General features: G+C 46.9%; 19 protein-coding genes. 5 read left to right on the top strand and 14 right to left on the bottom strand.

The features are described 5' to 3' along the window. Window positions 1–38 precede the first annotated feature (38 nt). Window positions 39–899, top strand: a complete 861-nt coding sequence (locus tag FHS16_RS27080) for a helix-turn-helix domain-containing protein (protein WP_246431992.1) — start codon at window positions 39–41, stop codon at window positions 897–899. 73 nt (window positions 900–972) lie between these two features. On the opposite strand, the gene FHS16_RS27075 is transcribed toward FHS16_RS27080, so the two are convergent. The 7 genes from FHS16_RS27075 to FHS16_RS27045 form a co-directional block, all read right to left on the bottom strand. Further along, window positions 973–1413: a GNAT family N-acetyltransferase gene (locus tag FHS16_RS27075; protein WP_183570094.1), complete on the bottom strand. Its 441-nt coding sequence runs from the start codon at window positions 1411–1413 to the stop codon at window positions 973–975. 382 nt (window positions 1414–1795) lie between these two features. Continuing rightward, on the bottom strand, window positions 1796–2704 hold the full coding sequence (locus FHS16_RS27070) for a sensor histidine kinase (protein ID WP_183570092.1): 909 nt from the start codon (window positions 2702–2704) through the stop codon (window positions 1796–1798). 11 nt (window positions 2705–2715) lie between these two features. Continuing rightward, window positions 2716–3399: a response regulator transcription factor gene (locus tag FHS16_RS27065; protein WP_183570090.1), complete on the bottom strand. Its 684-nt coding sequence runs from the start codon at window positions 3397–3399 to the stop codon at window positions 2716–2718. A gap of 17 nt (window positions 3400–3416) precedes the next feature. Continuing rightward, window positions 3417–4160, bottom strand: coding sequence for an ABC transporter permease (locus FHS16_RS27060; protein ID WP_183570088.1), 744 nt, complete (start codon window positions 4158–4160; stop codon window positions 3417–3419). After that, window positions 4157–5077 carry an ABC transporter ATP-binding protein gene (locus FHS16_RS27055; protein ID WP_183570086.1) on the bottom strand — a complete coding sequence of 307 codons (921 nt, stop codon included), beginning with the start codon at window positions 5075–5077 and terminating at the stop codon, window positions 4157–4159. The genes FHS16_RS27060 and FHS16_RS27055 overlap by 4 nt, the downstream gene beginning before the upstream one ends. A 230-nt stretch (window positions 5078–5307) precedes the next feature. Beyond that, window positions 5308–5904 carry a YdeI/OmpD-associated family protein gene (locus tag FHS16_RS27050; RefSeq protein WP_183570084.1) on the bottom strand — a complete coding sequence of 199 codons (597 nt, stop codon included), beginning with the start codon at window positions 5902–5904 and terminating at the stop codon, window positions 5308–5310. A 30-nt stretch (window positions 5905–5934) separates the two neighbouring features. Beyond that, a complete protein-coding gene (locus tag FHS16_RS27045) occupies window positions 5935–6267 on the bottom strand; it encodes an ArsR/SmtB family transcription factor (protein ID WP_183570082.1) in 333 nt (110 codons plus the stop codon). A gap of 353 nt (window positions 6268–6620) precedes the next feature. On the opposite strand from FHS16_RS27045, the gene FHS16_RS27040 reads away from it, so the two are divergent. After that, entirely contained in the window at window positions 6621–7061 is a 441-nt protein-coding gene (locus FHS16_RS27040) for a GNAT family N-acetyltransferase (protein WP_183570080.1), read from the top strand. 116 nt (window positions 7062–7177) lie between these two features. On the opposite strand, the gene FHS16_RS27035 is transcribed toward FHS16_RS27040, so the two are convergent. The 7 genes from FHS16_RS27035 to FHS16_RS27005 form a co-directional block, all read right to left on the bottom strand. After that, window positions 7178–8092, bottom strand: a complete 915-nt coding sequence (locus FHS16_RS27035) for a glycoside hydrolase family 43 protein (RefSeq protein ID WP_312891099.1) — start codon at window positions 8090–8092, stop codon at window positions 7178–7180. Between the two features lie 19 nt (window positions 8093–8111). Beyond that, entirely contained in the window at window positions 8112–9950 is a 1839-nt protein-coding gene (locus tag FHS16_RS27030) for a glycoside hydrolase family 127 protein (protein ID WP_183570078.1), read from the bottom strand. A gap of 42 nt (window positions 9951–9992) precedes the next feature. Beyond that, window positions 9993–10823: a carbohydrate ABC transporter permease gene (locus FHS16_RS27025; protein WP_183570076.1), complete on the bottom strand. Its 831-nt coding sequence runs from the start codon at window positions 10821–10823 to the stop codon at window positions 9993–9995. Continuing rightward, window positions 10820–11707: a carbohydrate ABC transporter permease gene (locus FHS16_RS27020; protein WP_183570074.1), complete on the bottom strand. Its 888-nt coding sequence runs from the start codon at window positions 11705–11707 to the stop codon at window positions 10820–10822. The genes FHS16_RS27025 and FHS16_RS27020 overlap by 4 nt, the downstream gene beginning before the upstream one ends. 88 nt (window positions 11708–11795) lie before the next feature. Beyond that, complete coding sequence (locus tag FHS16_RS27015; RefSeq protein ID WP_246431991.1) at window positions 11796–13214, bottom strand: ABC transporter substrate-binding protein; 1419 nt, start codon at window positions 13212–13214, stop codon at window positions 11796–11798. A 100-nt stretch (window positions 13215–13314) separates the two neighbouring features. Next, on the bottom strand, window positions 13315–15105 hold the full coding sequence (locus FHS16_RS27010; RefSeq protein WP_183570072.1) for a sensor histidine kinase: 1791 nt from the start codon (window positions 15103–15105) through the stop codon (window positions 13315–13317). Further along, window positions 15102–16694: a response regulator transcription factor gene (locus tag FHS16_RS27005; protein WP_183570070.1), complete on the bottom strand. Its 1593-nt coding sequence runs from the start codon at window positions 16692–16694 to the stop codon at window positions 15102–15104. The genes FHS16_RS27010 and FHS16_RS27005 overlap by 4 nt, the downstream gene beginning before the upstream one ends. A 284-nt stretch (window positions 16695–16978) precedes the next feature. Between FHS16_RS27005 and ku the strand changes: the two genes are divergently transcribed. From ku to FHS16_RS26990, 3 genes are read left to right on the top strand one after another with little or no spacing between them, the layout of a single operon-like run. After that, window positions 16979–17824: a non-homologous end joining protein Ku gene (gene ku / locus FHS16_RS27000; RefSeq protein ID WP_183570068.1), complete on the top strand. Its 846-nt coding sequence runs from the start codon at window positions 16979–16981 to the stop codon at window positions 17822–17824. Then, window positions 17821–18714 (top strand): ATP-dependent DNA ligase, encoded by an 894-nt coding sequence (locus tag FHS16_RS26995; protein ID WP_183570066.1) that lies wholly within the window; start codon window positions 17821–17823, stop codon window positions 18712–18714. The genes ku and FHS16_RS26995 overlap by 4 nt, the downstream gene beginning before the upstream one ends. Beyond that, entirely contained in the window at window positions 18711–18878 is a 168-nt protein-coding gene (locus FHS16_RS26990; protein WP_183570064.1) for a hypothetical protein, read from the top strand. The genes FHS16_RS26995 and FHS16_RS26990 overlap by 4 nt, the downstream gene beginning before the upstream one ends. Window positions 18879–18880: the final 2 nt, after the last annotated feature.

Genomic DNA, 18880 nt, shown 5'->3' with positions numbered 1-18880 from the left:
CTACAAATTTAGGAGGGGTCATCCTGACGATTTTTCCAATGAACAAAGATTTATCCGATTATGAAATGATTGCGGCGGACTTCCCCTTCTACGTATCGATCAACGAGGTTCGCCATTCCTTCCCCGCGCATCGGCATGATTTTCTGGAATGCTCGCTCGTTATCGCAGGCGAAGGACATGAAACGATCAACGGAATCCGCCATCCGATGAGCCGAGGCACCTTCACCTTTTTGCTCCCCTATCAGGTACATGACATTGTTACGTATTCCACGACTCCGATTCGGCTTTTCAACTGCATGTTCGCCATGGAGCTGCTCGTCTCGTCGGTAAAGACCGGATCTCCTTACCTGCAAGCGCTGCTAGCGGAAAACCAGCGGCCATTCTTCCATATGGACAGCGAAGAATTGGTGAAATTCGAAGAGATGATGCACGGTCTGCATAATGAATACAACCAAACGACTCCATTCCGCAACGAGCTCCTTACCTTGAAGCTCCATGAAATTCTATTGCAGTTTCAACGGATTCGGGTATCCCGGCAGGGCATGAACGCGCAGGAGAAGGCTTATCCCACAGGCAACGGCTCGATCTGGCCGGTTATCGAATACATTCACTATCACTACCGCGATGATCTATCCCTTTCCGGCTTAGCCGACCATTTCCGCATTCCGCCAACGAGACTTAGCATCGAAATTAAAAAACATGCAGGCATCAACTTCCTACATTTGCTTCACAAAATTAGAATTCGCCATGCATGCAGTTTGCTTAGCGCTACCGACATGAGCATTCTTGACATTGCGCTTGAAGTCGGTTTCAGCTCGTACAACGTGTTCGGCCGTTTATTCCGGGAATACAAAGGAATTACGCCTACCGAATATCGGTTGGCCAATCTCCGCGCCTAACAACAAAAAAAAGCTCGCCTGCTGTATGAGCAAGACGAGCTTTTTTGGTATTATTTTATCCGCTAACTGACATCTACAGCTTTATATACTTTGCAATTATTTCTCCCCACGGGGATAGCCCTTCTTCCCTAAACCCTAATTTCGCATAAAATCTTCTGGCTTGTTCGTTTTCCGGTTTATATCCGAGCATGATAATATCAGTCCGATTGCTGCATTTTCTTATCTCATCCATAACGAGTAACATCGCATGGTAGCCGTAACCTTGTTGTTGAAACCTTCCATCAATCATAAAACGATAAATCCAGTAGTTACCGTCATCGGGGTCTAGCCCAAACATCGTAAAACCGATCATTGCCTCATCATCGTAAATCGCCTTAATGACAAACGACTCCAAATATTGTGCTTCTGCAATTGAATATAGGTTTGAAGCCATAAACGATTCTTGCTCTGGCTTCGGTTTAAGAAGGACAACTTCTTCCCAATTATCCTTAGTTATTGCTTTTAGCGTAAGCAATTGTGGATTCCTCCTTGTTTATGGAAACCCATACAATGAATTCCCTTACTTGATAGACCTCTTTGTCGCAAAAGCGCTTTGGTATTGATCTTTTCTCATCCTCCATCACTCCTTCAATTAAGATTGCCGTTTTTATTGATCTTCGGAACGGCGAGGGATTCCCTATCATAATAAAACGACTCGCTCCCGGTGTGATAATAAAGTTCATATATATCTAAAAATTACTGCCCAGATCAATTATGCTGCGACAGTTCGGTTAACCAATTGCAGATTATTCAAGAATTGAGCAAAAAAAAACACCCCTGAGGGTGATTTGTATTCACAATGAGCACGAAATGAAATCGATCTTGAACCATTCAAACCATGTCATTACGCTTGTTTCCTACATGTTGTGATCCATACGAAGCTTAACTATAATAAAAAGCATTTGCTTGTCTTTTTCTGCGGTAATCTCGCCGCCCATGCCGTGCACAAGCTTACGGGAAATGTAGAGTCCGAGCCCGGTGCCCTGACTGCTGCGGCTAGGGTCCGCGGTATGAAAGCGGTCAAAAATGCTGTCAATATGATTTGGCAAAGGAATCTCGGTTTCATTGCCAATCTTCACGGCATGAAAGCCGCCTTCCTCATAAAAGGATATGGTTACCGTCCCAATGGCGTACCGCAGCAGATTTTGAATCAAGTTATACAGCACCCGCTGCAAAGCCATTGGATCAGCGCAGACTTCCGGTGGATTCGCAGCATCCTTAATATTCAGCTCGATTTTTTTTCGATCAAATTCTTCAAAAAACCTTAGAAAACATTCGCAGACGGCATGTTCCAAATTCAGGCTCTGAATGTCATAACTATTCTCATTCAGCTCAAGGCGCGTCAATTCATAGAAACGTTCGGTCAAGCCCTGCAGCACCTTGACCGAATCCAAAATGATCGCTAAATATTCCTGTTGTTTTTCCGGCGACGGTGCCTTTTCCATTAGCTGCAAATAACCTGCTAATGACGTGAGCGGCGTTCGCAAATCATGCGACAAGCCGGTAATGGACAGCCGTATATTCTGCTCTAGCTCGTCTACGCGCCTGAGCTGATTCTCATAAACGTCCACCATGCGGTTGATTTCAAGGACGGCTTTTGCCAGCGCAGAGTCATGTTCTTCCAAATATAGTCTTTGTCCATAGCGCGCGCTTGCGGCGAAATCCGGCATTTGAATAGCCAAGCGTTTTATTTCCCGCCGCAACAGATAGAAACGAGTAGCAAAAATTAGGCATAAGGACGCCAATACGCCGATCAGCCAGTACATGCCAGCACCCCCTATTCCGCGAGCCGGAACCCTACGCCCCAGATCGTTTTAATATGCTTATGGGACGATGCGGCATTCAGCTTTGCTCTAAGATTGCTCACATGCACATTGATGGTCTTTTCATCCCCGCAAAATGCCTCGTTCCATATGCTTTCGTAAATGTTCATCCGGCTGTAAACTTTGTGTGGATGACGCAGCAAAAGCTCTAAAATTTCAAATTCGCGCTGGGTGAGTTGAATCGAACAATCGCCTGCCGCTGCTTCATGTGTCTCCAAATTCAAATGAATATCGAGATAGGTAAGTATTGCAGCGGATTCGTTATCTGTATATACGGTAAATCGCCTGAGCTGTGCTGCAACCCTCGCCATCAATTCATCAAGGTCAAAGGGCTTCGTCATGTAATCGTCCGCACCTTGGGAGAGCAGCTTCAATTTGCTTTCTTTGTCTACTTTAGCGGACAGCACAATCACCGGCATATTTTCCCCTTTTCGCAGTTCGGCAAGCACCTCTTCGCCTGTTTTGCCCGGAAGCATCAAGTCAAGAATGACGCATTTCCATGACTTCATTGGAATCAATAGGATTGCCTCGCTGCCGGAATATGCGCTTTCGGGACAGTAACCCGCTCTGGTCAATGCCTCGTGCAAGAGGCTGTTGATTGACGGATCATCTTCAATGACAAGAATTGGTTCGTTCATTCGGCATTAACTCCATCTTATTTGATGTCCGATTTGTTAAATATGATACAGCCTATTATACAAGTGATTACGAAGTAAGCAGCGGTGACGATAATGCCTTTGGTGACAAAAGTAGGGTCGCCGCTTAATTGACCAAACCCAGAAATATAATAGCCAGGCAAATACTCGTCCATATCTTCCAATCCCACTCTGCTCAAAAAGCCTGGAAAAAACAACATGACGAGCATATATCCGAAGCCTAATATAATCGTCATTCCGAGGCTCCTGCTAACGAAGGCGAACATCGTAATTATGGCGGCATAAGTTAAATGGTACAGGATCTGCATGAAAAAATGCCAGGTAAAAAAGCTAATAAATTCTTTGAATGCCATGTCGCCAAAGCCAAATACCGCGCTGAATCCAGCTGTCGCTACAATCGTGATCATACCATAAATAGCGGCTATGGCGACACAAGCGGAAAACAGCTTGGACAAATAGACCTGCGTTCTATTTTTGCCAAGAGCAACAATATTTCTCATCGTTCCGTTTTGAAATTCTGAAGCAACGAAATATCCCACAAAAGCCGAGAGCCACACTTGCAAGAGAAACGATCCATTAGCAGCCACCAAGACTCCGAATTGACCTGGAAAAGGCGGTTCTCCCGTAGTCGTGTATTGCCCTAATACTTGAATCACCGTTTGCGCGGTGACGCAAGCAAGGATAATAGCGAGCACTTTGCCGCGGAGCAATTTGTACCATTCAGCATAGATCAGCGTCGTCATGTGTTCATCCCTCCCGTCAGGTTCAGGAAATACTCTTCCAGTTTTTGTTCGGTAACAGCAATGCTTTCCACCACAATCCCATGACGGACTAGCAACGTATTCATCTCGCCGGTCCGTTCGATCTGCTCACGGACCCAAAGCTCGTTAGCCGATACGGCTTGGCAGTCTGTTACACCGAAGTTTTCCTTCAATAGAGCGATGGCTTTCGCGGCATCCTTTGTTATAATTCGGATGTGCTGACGGGATTCAAGCGCCAACTCATCCGCGGAAAGCTGCTTAATAAGCCTGCCTTTATCGATAATGCCGTAATGGGTGGCGACCTGCGCCAGCTCGTCCAGCAAATGGCTGGATACGAGCAGGGTAAGTCCTCTTTCCCGTGCGAGGCGCCGCAGCAGTTCCCTTGTCTCGATGATGCCTCTGGGGTCAAGGCCGTTAGCGGGTTCGTCCAAAATCAAAAACTCGGGGTTGGGGATCAGCGCAATTGCCAGCGCCAGCCGCTGCCTCATGCCCAGGGAAAAGTTTTTCGCTTTCTTGTTGCCCGTATCGGCTAGTCCGACAATTTCAAGCGTCTTCGTTATGGCGTTTTTGTCCGGAACGCCCGAGATGATCCGCTGGATTTCAAGATTTTGCACGGCGGTCAAGTTCGGATAGATAGCTGGTGTTTCGATCGATTGCCCGATTCGCCGCCTGCCGCGCTGCAACTCTTTCTCTCCTGTTTGCCCGAATAATTCCAGCTCGCCGCTGGAGGGAGAAACAAGTCCGCAGACAACCCTCATAAAGCTAGTTTTTCCCGCGCCGTTCAAGCCGATCAGCCCGTAAATCTGGCCTCGTTTGATTTCGATACTCACGTTATTTATGGCGTAAGCGCCGCCGTATTTCTTGCTTATGTCCCTCGTCCGCAATACATATTCACTCATACAGCTGCTCCTCTCAAATGAAGTATGAGCATAGATTAAAACACAAAAGCCAAGAAAAAGATTAGTAAAGATAAAGAAAATATAAAGAAAGCTTGTTTTCGATTCCCTTATCGAAATCATTTCTTCTCCATTCGGCTAGACCTTCCAGCCAGTTCGGCAAATCAAAAACTCCGCGCTAAGCGCGGAGTTAAACTATGTTTGTTCTATTCCTCCCACATCGTTTAAAAACACTAATCATCTATTCCTTTTCCATTGAGAATATGCACGAAATATTTTTCAATCCTCGACTCCCGGGTTTTGGATTGCTTGGCCGAAGAGAAATAAAGAAGGTATGCTCTTTGCCGTCCCGGCGTCAATGCTTCAAAAGCCGTTTTTAAGTCGGGAACTTCAACGAATTTGTTTTCCAGCTCCTCAGGTATGCTGTATTCTGTATTTTTTTTATATTCCACCTGCAAGCCGGCTTTCTCTACTGCAATGGCTTCATCAATATATGACTTCAAGATAAGCTGCATCTCATCTATGGCTTGAGCATTGGTGAACCGAATTTGACGCGCTGCCTGAACATTCTCTGTTTGTTGGATTAAAATTCCATGGGGATCTTTTAACAACGCGCCTTTGTGGAACAGAAGCGCACAGTAATCCTTAAAACCGTGAATCAAAACGATGTTTTTATCATCAAACGTGTAACAAGGATGCATCCATTTAAATTCCTCGGTCACCCCGCAGTCAAGAACGATCTCTCTGAGCAGTTCGAATTCTTCCTTCCACTTCTTAAGCTTCCTAAAATAGGGATCAATCTTAGAATTCTTTTCACCTTTTGCCGTCAAAGTACCACCTTCTTCATTGTTATAACTTGCTCACGCTTCTTCTTCCTCTTCTAATAGTTGCTTTAAATGCAACATATTCGCACTCCAGAACCTGCTGTAGAATGCTACCCAATCTTGAATCTCTTTGAGTGGAGTCGTATTTAGCTTAAATCTCGTTTCCCTGCCGACCTTTCGGTCAAGGACCAGACCAGCCTCTTTAAGAATGTTCAAATGCTTTGATACCGCTGTTCGGCCCATTTCAAACTGTGTCGTTAATTCATAAAGCGGTATCTCCTCCGCTTCTGCTAACAGACGAATGAGTCGGCGCCTAGTTGGATCTGCAATGGCGTCGAACACATCCCGCTTCTCATTGTTCCCGCTCACTGCAATCCCTCCATTTTTTATTATAGTCGATCTAGGTGATACGAAGGGTGGTTCAATAGTTTCACCGTTTCCCTACATTTTTGAAAACCTGCTTATTGGACACCATTTAGTGACACTTTAATTATGGACACCTTACAGTATCGTGTCAAGGGCGTTACCATCTATGAACTAGGACGGTACGATAATAGAAAGGTTATACGACCATCTATCATGCAATAGAATGCCAATACTGAACTTGAAACGCATGAAAATGCCAATCATTCATCGAAAGATGCATTCTACATCGATACCCATCCATGTATACTGTTTCTATTATATAGCTGATTATGATTAACAACGGTTCGGAGGTATGCATGGACAAGAATCCTAATGTTACTTTAATAGGAAATACTATAAAACTCGTTGCCTTGGAATCTATACATCTAGAAGAGCTGCTTGAAACACTGAAAATCGGTGATATCGATAGGCTCAACCAAAATGCGGAAATCGGCTGGACCTGGCTTTCGCCGGCTTATTGGCGTACAGGTGCAAATACGGAATGTAAGTTTTTACTGTTGCAATATTGCTTCGAGCAACTGACTCTGGTACGCGTGCAATTTTCCGTTAGCGGCAATAACACAAGGTCTCAGCGAGCGTTAGAGAGAATCGGGGCAATTAGAGAAGGTGTTTTTAGGAAGCATAGACGGGATACAGAAGGTAGATTTCATGACAATGTTTTTTATAGCATTACTGATAGCGACTGGCCTGAGATTAAAAGCACGCTTGAGCATATGATCCATATCAAATACGAATGAAGGCATACAACAAAACGGGTACCCCCACTCTCAACACTTCTAAATAGTGTCGAGAGTAAGGGTACCTGTTTAATTGCCATGTCCCATCTATTGAAGCTGCTTGGATTAATCAAAAATCAGGTCATCGTTACAGGCAATATGGTTCCATCTTCGCTGAATCTCATGCGGTCTACGCATAATACGCGATGGTTTCGGTCAGTTTCAGTGAGCGGCCTGCGATGGTATGCGATATACCAATCATCCGAGCCTGTCGCTTGAAAAACGCCATGATGCCCAGCTCCCGTGGCTACATCGGGGTCCTGCTGCAGTATTTTTCCGACTCTCTCAAACGGACCAAGAGGCGAATGCGAACATGCATAGGCCACAGAATAATCCGGACCACCCCATCCCCCCTCAGCCCACATAAAGTAATAAAGCCCGTCTCGCTTCATCATACACGGACCCTCTACGTATTGTTGTGGCGTGATTTCTTTATAGGCTGATCCGTCCTCAAGTTGATCAAGAGAGACCATATCTTCGTTAAGCTTCACAACGTTGCAATGGCCCCAGCCACCATAATACAAATAGGCGGTACCGTCATCGTCAATGAAGACATGCGGATCGATGGGCTGAGCCCCGAAGTGGAATCGATCGATGAGCGGTTTGCCAATTGCATCGTAGTAAGGACCTTCCGGCCGTGAAGAGACCGCTACTCCGATACCGCCATATTCATGATCGCTTTGTATGTCATTCGCGCAGAAATAGAGGTAATATCGGCCATTCCTCTCAATTGTCGACGGTGCCCACAAGGCTCGCTTCGCCCACTCAATTCGTTCGATATCCAATATATTCTCTGCCTTTGTCCATGTAATCAAATCGTCGGAATAAAAAGCGTCAAAAAAGGTTTGTTTGTCATATTCCGCTGAGTACGTCGGATAAATCCAATAGCGTCCTTCGAAAGTTCTTGCTTCTGGATCCGCATACCAGCCAGGTGCGATCGGATTGGTCGCTGCACGCTTTGCTGCTTCTGCAGAATGTTCGTTCATTGTCATTTCCATCCCCCTTAACCCGCTAATGGCTATACAGCTGTTTGTTGTCTGCTTCAGTCATCCAGATTTGCATAAATCCAGGCTGCCGATTGTCCCACGCGTAATACGGGATCAACCGATAAGGCTTTTCGCCAGGCTGCGCGCTGTTGACTGTTAAAGTCGTCAATCCTCCCAGCAGCTCAGGGCGATGCTCCACATAAATACCGCCGCTCGGTGAAATCTTGAATCCATCATACGACAAGTCCGGATTATCCTGCTGCTCTAAGCAATAAACGATTGGCCCGCGCTGCAAAGCTACCCGGCCGCGATTAGCGTCGACTTCCGGCCTGGACCGAACCACCTCTACCGGCATGTCCAGCTCCAGCAGAACGATGTCTCCCTGTGACCAATGACGACGTAGATCCAAATAGCCATTCTTTGGGAGAATAACCGTCTGCTCGCCGTTGATAGTTATACGGTAACCTTTGCACCAGCCCGGCAATCGAAGGCGAACGGAGAAATCTCTCGCTTGTTCCGGATTAACCGTCAGCTCGATTGTCCCATCCCAAGGATAATTCGTTTTTTGCGTAACCTCAACCTTTTTCCCGCAGCCTGTCTCCAGATCCGCATGACCGCCTACATATTGATTGACTGCGATTCCGTCACTGGTCGCGGCATACGCGTACTGCCCAATTGACGGAATAAATCGGACGAGATTAGTAGGACAGCAGGAGGTATGAAACCATTCTACACGGTGATGTGCGCCTTGAGAAGCCAACGGATTCACATAAAAAAAACGGTCCCCGGACAATGAAATGCCGGATAATGCACCGTTATACAGTTCGGTCTCCACGAGATCGGCGTATTTGGCCTCCCCGAACAGCAGGTTCATACGATGGTTCCAGAACGCCATGGCGATCGCGGCACAGGTTTCGCAATAAGCCGATTCGTTCGGCAAATCATAATCATGCGTAAACCCTTCGTTGTGCACGGAAGGCCCGACTCCGCCTGTAACGTACATATTTCTTTCCACCGTGTGGGACCATACCCGCTGAAGCGCCCCTACATAAGCGGGGTCTCCCGACACGTTTACAACATCGGCCATTGCGGCGTATAAATACATCGCCCGAACGGCGTGACCAGTTACCCTTTCAATCTCGCGCACGGGAATATCGTCCTGACAGTATGCCGGCCCCCATTCAGGCTTGTTCCAAATTTCTCCTTGTCCATGACCATGTCCGCGTTCTTCAAGCAGCCATAATGCAAGCTTCCAGTAACGTTCTTGCTTTGTCGCTTGATAGAGCTTGACTAGTGCCAGCTCAATTTCCTCATGCCCTTCTGCCCAGTGCCGCTTGCCTGGCCCGAACAAGCTGTCGTAATGATCGGCCAGCCGACAAGCGACGTCGAGCAGAGCCCGCTTCCCTGTCGCTTCGAAATAAGCGACAGCCGCTTCGATGAGATGTCCGCCGTTATACATTTCATGCTTTTCCATATCGGACCACTTCAGCTCAGGAGCACACACCGTAAAGTACGTGCTTAAGTAGCCATCCGGCTCCTGCGCAGCTCGAATTTTCTCGATAATCATGTCCAGCTCGGCTTCAAGCTTATCGTCCCGCTCCAACATAAGCGTATAAGCGGCACCTTCAATGACCTTATACACGTCAGAATCGTTGTAATACATCCCCTCGTATTCGCCATCCATTAATCCAGCCGCTTTGGAGAAATTCGCAATCCTTCCGGTCGCTTCGCATTGGTCTAAGCAGGTTCTGACTGTCGTTTTTTTCAATACCTCCAAACGCGGCCGCCAAAACGCATCCTGGATCTCCACGCTCGTAAACGGAACGCCTTGCCAGTGCTTCTGCACCTGTTCGATCGTTGACATTTGTCTCTGCCCTCTTTCCTCGCTAAATCCTAGTTTTCCTGCTTATCCTTTCAATCCGGTCAGCGTAATACCTTCGAGAAAATATTTCTGGCCGACCAGAAAAACGATGACGCAAGGCAGCACGACTGCCGCCGAAGCTGCCATCAGCAAATCCCATTGCGCCGTATAGGTGCCCTGAAACATCTGAAGTCCGATAGCCAGCGTGAACAGACTGTCGCTTTTCAAATAAATTAAAGGTCCCATAAAGTCATTCCACGTACCCAGGAAGCAGAACAAGGCAACGACGATAATCGCCGAGCGGCTTAATGGGAAGATCAGCGACCGGTAGATTTGGAAGTATGTCGCGCCATCCACAAAAGCCGCTTCATCAAAGTCTCTTGGAATGGTCAGATAGAACTGTCGCAGCAGGAAAATATTGAAAATACCACCGCCAAAATAAGCAGGTACGATTAGCGGATAATACGTGTCGTAAAATCCGAGCATTTGCCAGCCTAGAAAGCTTGGAATAAGGGTGACTGCCGCAGGAAGCATCATGCTGGTCATCAGAATGCCGAACACGGTATCCCTTCCGCGCCAATCAATTCTCGAGAATCCAAACGCTGCTACGCTGCTTGTTAGAACCGTCCCCACTATCGTGGATATTACGATGATGAAGGTGTTCGTGAAATAAGTCCCGAATGGAAGAATCGTTAGAGCCCTGTGGAAGTTATCCCAGCGGAAAGGCGAAGGAATCCATTCCGGCGGCATGGAGAATATTTGCGATAAATCCATTAGAGCACTACGGATCAGCCACAAAAAAGGGCCGAAGAACAAGACCGATACGAACAGCAGCATCGTATATCCGGCGGCAAGCGCAAGCCTCGACTGTCTCATGTGCGCCCCTCCCCTTCATAATAAACCCAAGATTTGGACGTTCTGAACACGATAAATGTAAAGAACAAAATGATAATAAACAATACCCAGGCCAGTGCGGAGGCATATCCCATTTCCGTATCGCGGAACCCTGTTCTCCATAAGTAAAACACGTAAAACAAGCTTTTATTGTTCGGCCCGCCCTGCGTCAGGATATAAGCTTCATTGAACACCTGGATGGATCCGATAATCGTCATAATCGTGTTAAAGAAAATCGTCGGAGAAACCATCGGAATCGTGATATGGCGAAGCTTGCTGTACCAGCCTCCACCATCCACTTCGATTGCTTCATAATATTGGCGGGGAATTCCCGATAAGCCAGCGAGGAAAATAATAACCGTTCCCCCAATGCCCCAAAGGGTTGTCAATACGACGGATGGAATAACGCTTTGCTCCGAATACAGCCAATCGCTCTCGGGAAGATGGAACCATCTGAGCACCGAATTGACAAGCCCGAGATCCGGATTGAGCAGCCACATCCAGATCATGGCGGACGCGACGGCCGGCACGATACTCGGCAGATAAATAATCGTCCGGAAAATAGCTCTGCCCTTTACGTTCATATTCAATAGCAAGGCAATGAAAAAGGAGAGCAGAATGACGGCTGGCACGCGCAGCGCGACAAAATAAAACGTGACCCCTAATGACTTGTAGAAAAACTCGTCCTCACCCGAAAAAAGCGTTTTATAGTTATCGAAACCGATGAATGAGGTTTGATCCTTAAATACAGAGTAATCCGTAAAGCTGAGTACCATGCTGGCAATCATGGGACCGAGTGTAAAGATGATAAACCCAATAATCGCGGGCGACGTGAACAGCAGCCCGTAGAACAAGCCTTTCCTCATGTATGCCTCCAATCCGATACCCATAGCTAAAGAGAACGGCGATATCTCCATACAATCGCCGCTCTTTAGTTGTTGTATCAGCCCTCTGTTAATTCGCTATGTCACGGCGTCCTTTTACTTGCTCCTGAGCTTTGGCTGCGATGCTATCCATCGCTTCCTGTGCCGATTCCTTGCCTAGCCACACTTTGTCGAGCGCAGGATTGACGACATCCATAATTTTATTGAAATTTTTCACATATCCCGTAGGAGTTTGATGGCTATGATTCAGCAGTACGTCAATGACGGCGTCCTTGTATCCAGACGGGCGGGAAGCAAGTCCTTCCGTCCATTTGGCAAGCAAGGCCTCATCGGTATACCAGTCCCTTGCCGCAGGCATCCATGTCCCCGCCTTAAGCATATCTATCGATGCTTCGGGTTCAATCAATGCCTTAACCAATTCCCAAGCCTCTTCAGGATGTTTGGAAGACTTGAAGATGGAGAACATTGCGCATACGACTGTCGTCATCGGTTGCTTCATTACCGGCAGCACGCCAATGTTAAAATTAAAATTCGATTGTGCGAGTGCAGAGCTCGCCCATTGACCGTCAATCGCCATGGCTACCTTTTTCGTTTGCAGCGCAACGTTAGTCGAAGGGATGTTTTTGGCTTGTACAGGAGAAGGTGAGACATGATGCACATTGATCAGATCAGCCATCTTCTGTAATGCTTCCACCGCTTCCGGCTGATTGAGTGCAAAGGATTGTCCGTCCTGCGACACAAAATCTCCGCCATTTGAGTAAATAAAATTACTATAGCTGCCCCACCAGGTCGGGAGATTAAGCCCATACTGCTTGATATTTTTGGGATCAAAGCCGTCCTCGGTTGCGTTTTTGCCATTCTTGTCAAGCGTCAGCTGTTTGGCAACCTCTACGAACTGATCCCAGCTCCACGCTTCTGACGCTTTGCTAGGCGGAGGCTCGATTCCAAGCTCCTTGAACACATCTTCGTTATAAAATAAAGCGAAGGTTTCAGGGCCTGGAGCGATGCCGATTACATTGCCCGGTTCGAGTGAATACGTAATGTTGGGAACGAGGCTGCTTTCGTTCATATCCGAATCCGTAGCAAGAAAATCCTGTAGATTATAGAACTTGCCTTGTTCAGCGAGCGGATAAGCAATGCTTCCCGATTCCATCATAGCGATGTCCGGAACGTCGTTGCCGGCCACCATCGTCGTTAGCTTCGTATCGTAATCCGCAGCAATATGTTGAAGTTCCACCTTGATATTGGTATGCTCCGCTTCGAATTTCTGAATAACGTTTTTATAAGGCTCTACTTCTTCTGGCGCTCCCCATACGGTCAAACGCAGCGTAATCGTTTCCTTGCCGGCATTGCCGTCCGCCGAGCTCGCAGCTCCTCCGGCAGCCTCATTTCCATTGGTAGATTCAGACTTGCTGCACGCGGATAATACGGTCGTGATTAGAAACAGCATAAGAATAAAAACGGTTGCTATTTTCTTTTGTCCCGTCATTTTTCCGTCCCCTTTCATTGTTTAGCCCATGATTCATAGCTGCAGTCTATGATGAACTCATTATAAGTTACAAAATAACGCTTACATAACCCGAACGTCATTAGAAAGGTGGACTTTCATTGGAACTCAGCGGCATTTTGACTACAATCCTCGTCCCATGTCCCAGCAATGACGTAATGGATACCTCGGCTTCCTCGCCGTATTGCATCCGAATGCGGGCAATCGTGTTTTTAATACCGATTGACGCGGTTTCCTTATTCAGAATCGTATCGATCATCTCCGCGCTCATCCCTTTTCCGTTATCCGAAACCTCATAAAAACGCGCTCCGTCCTTGATCCAACCGCCGATGCGGATAAGCCCGCCTGACTCGATCTCGCTGAAACCGTGCAGAATCGAGTTTTCGACGAATGGCTGGAAGATCAGTCTCGGCAATTTGTAATGATAGAGGACCGGATCAAAGTCTCGGGAAACCGTAAATTTCTCCTCGAAGCGTGCCAGCATAATATAAAAATAGTTGTTCATCCATTCGATTTCTTCCGATAGCTGGACAGCCCCCCACTCTTTGCGGGAGGTGTAATGCAGCATGTTGGACAAGCAGACGAGCATTTTGCTTAATTCCTTCTGGTTATTTTCAATCGCGGTCCAATTCATGACGTTTAAGGTATTGTACAGAAAATGAGGATTCATCTGCCTATTCAGAGCCTGAATCTCCGCTTCCTGCTCTTTCAGTTTTATTTCATACACTTCCGTCACTAGTGAGCCAATGCGCCCGTTCATCCGATTGAAACGCTGAAGGAGCAGCCCGAACTCGTCATTCGAGCTGACGCTGACACGAGTCTGAAAGTCGCCCTCGCCGACCGATCGCATGGCACTCATCAGCTTTTTGATCGGATTAGTGATTTTTCCCGAAATAAAATAAGCCAACGCAAGCGCAACGATTGCCATGATGACCGCAAGGAGCACCGTCGACATCCGGATAATCGGAACGAGTCCGCCAATCAATGCAGATTCCGGCGTCATGACGACGGACAGCCATCCCGTTACCTGAGATCGGTCGAAGCATACAATCATGCTTTCCCCGTCTAGCGTTATCCTTTTTGTTCCGCTTCCCGCGGGCTGCAGAACCTGAGTCCACGACTCGTCATATATTTGGGCAATGAGCTGCGTATCATCGCTCGCAACTACTCGGTTATTCGAATCCAGTACGAGATAACGGGAGTTGGTCGGTATACTGTTAACAAATAACGACTGCAAGGTTTCATACTTGAAACTGATCGTTAGAATCGGCCGCTCGATGTTTTCGTCCAGCTTTCTCAAATTCGAATTATTCAAATATGAAAAATCAAGCAAGCGGGTAGCGGAAAATAAATAACGGAAATCCAGATTCCCTTCGGACAAATAAGGTTGGTTGTACATGTCAACAAAATCATACGTTGGGTACCATACCAATTTGCCTCCAGCCTCCTGCGCAGCCAGGTAAATATCAGACTCTGCAGGGTTCCCCTGCGGTAGCTGCTGTCCAAAGGTGAAATAGGATGTCCACAATTGATACGCATACACATCACCCATTTGCGAGAAATAATTGCGAAGCACTTCCGATACCAAACGGTCTGCTGCAAGCAGCTCGGCCTCGTCGCCCGGATTTAACGTATTGAATACATTGAACAACCCTTTATCAATGAACAAGGCCATGCTGTTCTGATCGATAATTCGCAGCTTCGTGTCCATGACCTCGTTGTTTTTCTTCACAATCTCATACACATATTTCTGTGCTTGGTCTGTGACGACCTTTAGGCTTGTCTGATAAAACAAAGTGCCGAGTACAAGCAGCGGAATGGCAATCAGCAGAAAATAGCTGGCAAGCAGCCTGAATCGAAAAGTCAGCCTCATCCCATGTCGCTCCTCTGCGACGTCGTATGCTTGTATGACGCCGGGGACATGCCGTGATGCTTTTTAAAAACCCGGCAAAAATATTTGGTATCCGAATAACCGCATGCGGAAGCAACCTCGTAGATTTTCCGGTTGGCGTTAAGCAGGCTTTGTGCTTTGCGCATTCTCGCTTCGACGAGATGATCGGAAAAGGTTCGTCCAGTCTGCTGCTTGATCCATGTGCTGAAATAGGATGGATTAAAAAAGAAGCGATCCGCTGCACGCTCTAACGTTAATTCCTCCTGCACATGCTCCTCGATCCATCTCAAGCAATCCTCTGCAAGAATCACATCCTTCTCTGATTGGGAAGGCTGGATCGCTGAATAGACATCTCTCAGACGAAGCTCCAGCAGCTCCAAGATCTCTTCAAAAGATTGGCAAGCCGGCACCTCTATTGCCGCCGAGTTAGAGAGAACGCTTCCAATCTGCTGGTCTACAAGGTTACGGCTTCTGCTTTTGAGCTTAATCAAGGTCAGCACCGCGCTTTCTTTAATTAAAGCCGGGTTTGTATGACCATTCGAAGCGAGGTTGTTGAAAGCGACCTTGCATTGTTCCTTCGCCGCATCCAGATCGCCGCTTTGCAGAAGCTTGTACAGCTTCTCGGTGTCCATCGAGAGTAACTCGTTTGGGCTTAGCAATTCGTCGTAGAAGACCACTCCGTTCCAACAATCATAGAAGCTATAGCTCCGTGCGGTTTGAGCGTATCGATAAGCCATCGCTCCTTCAGCTTGCATCGATTGACATTTCGTTCCTATGCCATGGGATATTTGCCCGTACATGATCCAGCGTGCTTCCAGACGCTCGGCATGGGTACGAATGTCTGCACGCTGAATAGCTGTAAGACCTTCAGGTGTAAGAATAATCGTAATTGCTCGCACAAAGCTATCAGCCAGCGTATTGGGCGAAAAAGAGAATGCCTCTCCGACATTCGACCAGCACTGCTTCAAGCTGCTTAGAAATGCATCGGAATCAAAGCTTCTTCTTTTGTCCGGATCGACTGCTATTTCTGTAAACACAATAATGCCCTTACCGTTCAGTCCTTCGATCTGATCCATCTCGGCAAGCTCATCAGGCGTCAGGTCGCCGTTCAGCCATTTCACAAGCAGTCGGTTACGGTAAGCTGACAGGGTTAAGTTCAACTTTTGTTTCAATGCCTCCGATTCCGAATGCTGCTGCGATTCCATGTCCAGCTCAGCTTCGATCCGGCGCAGCAGCTTTTCAACTTGATCGCTGTCCACCGGCTTCAATACATAGTCATAAGCACCGTGATGGATTGCCGCTTGGGCATATTCGAACAGATTGTATGCTGTAACCATGACAACCTTCGGCTTATGGCTTTCGCCCTGAAGCAGCTTCAGAAATTCTAGACCATCCATGTTCGGCATGCGAATATCGGTAAGCACCATGTCAGGCTTCTCCGATCGAATGAGCTCAAGCGCAATGACACCATCTTTGGCGACCAGAATCTTGTCCTCCGGCCTGAAGGACAATATCAGGTTCAGCATACCTCTGCGATGCCTCGGCTCATCGTCCACGATAAGTATTTTCATCTTGATCCGTCCTCCTTTCATCCCCTAAATACTCTCATTATAAAGAAGAGGATCGATTAAAAGAAGGTCATTTTATTTGGAAAGGTGGACTTTCATTGGGTGGCGCACTCCCCGAGCGAAGCTTTAATGGCATTATTTTCAGTCTATATATGGCACGCAATTTGCGGTAAGCCTCAACTATCTCGGGTTCAAGGACTTGATGGAGTATGCTGCAAATGATCTGTCATCGGAATACTTTTCTAAAAGTAGCGCATTCTAAATGAAAAATAATGGATGTGACTCATATGCATACGGTTTGGAAAGGCGCAATCAGCTTTGGCCTGGTACATGTACCAGTGAAAATGTTTACCGCAACAGAAGACAAGGACGTTCATTTCCGAAGCCTGCATAAAGACTGTGGCATGCCGATCTCCTATGCGAAAACATGCAGGCATTGCAACAAAGAAATTGCTCCTGAAGAAATCGTTAAAGGTTTTGAGTATGAGAAAGACAAATATGTGATTATTAAAGAAGACGAGCTCGACAGCATCAAGGACGAAGCCGAGAAAACAATAAAGATATTGGATTTTGTTGATCTTCATGACATCGATCCTCTCTATTTTCAAAAAGCTTATTACCTCACTCCCGATATGACAGGCGCCGGAGCCTATACCTTACTGCTGGAGGCGATCAAGCAGACAGGCAAAATTGGCATAGCCAAAATTTCCATACGCAGCAAAAGCAGCTTAGCGGCAATTCGAGTCGTCGATAACTGTATTTGCTTGGAGACCATGTATTATCCGGATGAGATACGCGCTATCTCACAAGTTCCCAATCTCCCCATGCAAACGGTTGTAAACGAAAAAGAACTCGGAATGGCCAAAGCTCTCGTGGAGCAGCTTAGCGAAAAGTTTGAACCTAACAAATATACGGACGAATATCGCATAGCCTTGCTTGAATTAATTGAACAAAAGGTTGCAGGTGAAAGTCTGGATGTCGTGACTGCTCCTTCTGCAAAAGGAAAATCGAATGTCATTGATCTCCTGGCCGCTTTGCAAGCAAGCTTAGACGCAACGAAGCCTTTGCCCGACGCGTCCCCTCCCAAGAGGAAACGAAAAAGCACGGCAAAGTCAAAGGATAACGTATCATGACAGCAATCATGGAGCTTCCTGGTGTTCCGATGGCACCTATCACATCTCCTGATATACCTGTGGGCCCTGATTGGGTCTATCAAATCAAATGGGACGGTGTGCGCACATTGGTCAGACTCGACGGAAAAGGAGGCGTGGAGTTATTCTCCAAGCGCATAGAGCCGCGTAACACTCTATTTCCAGAAATCGTGGAATTGCTAAGCCCATTGCGAATCGGAGCTTGCTTGCTAGATGGGGAAATCGCATACTTTGATGGTACCAGGCCCAACTTTCAGCGCGTTCGTGTCGGCATAAACCGCAAGAAATATGATGATAACCTTATATTCGTTGCATTCGATATGCTTTATGATGAAGGACAGGATATTCGGCCTCTCCCCTTCAAAGAGCGATTTGAGCGACTTACTGCTAAGCTTCCAGAGAAGCAGCCGCGCTTATTTGTTACTGATCTGGTTTTCGATGGTCCAGCACTTTGGGATTGGGTAAATACCCGGGAATGGGAAGGCATTATCTCCAAAAAGCTTGACAGCCCTTATGTAGAAGCTAAAAAGCATCGGTACTGGTTTAAAAAACGGAAAGAAGTACGTATTGTAGCGGAAGTCGTAGGGATAAAACTCAAAGCAGGTTATGTATCTAGTCTGGTTTTAAGATTCGAGGATCGTTACATTGGCCATGTATCGGGATTAGATGCCGCATCTAAAAAAGTGCTGGCGCAATTCATGGAGCAGCATCCTGGAGATTGCCCCTTCCCTGCACTTTCCGCTGGCATGAAGAAATCTGAAGTTAGGTGGCTCAGCGTCCCATTCCCTTGCAGGGTCACCGCTTTGGAATTTAGCGACTCCGGCTTACTTCGGCAGCCAAAGCTTTTGGGATTCGGAAGCGGTAAAGAATGAGAGTAGGCGACAATGTGCGTGTGCGAGGGGCTAATAAAGTTGGGAAAGTCCGCCGTATAAAAGATAAAAATGTAGAAGTCGAATGGATTTTCGAAAAAATCATGAGCAGCGGAAGTTTTAAACACATTGTCGAGTACGAGATTGACGATCTGGAAGGAGTTTAATG

This window comes from Paenibacillus endophyticus, assembly GCF_014192395.1.
Lineage (GTDB): Bacteria > Bacillota > Bacilli > Paenibacillales > Paenibacillaceae > Pristimantibacillus > Pristimantibacillus endophyticus.
Note: the sequence above shows the minus strand (reverse complement) of the source record. Positions and strands in the feature narration are given on the sequence as shown.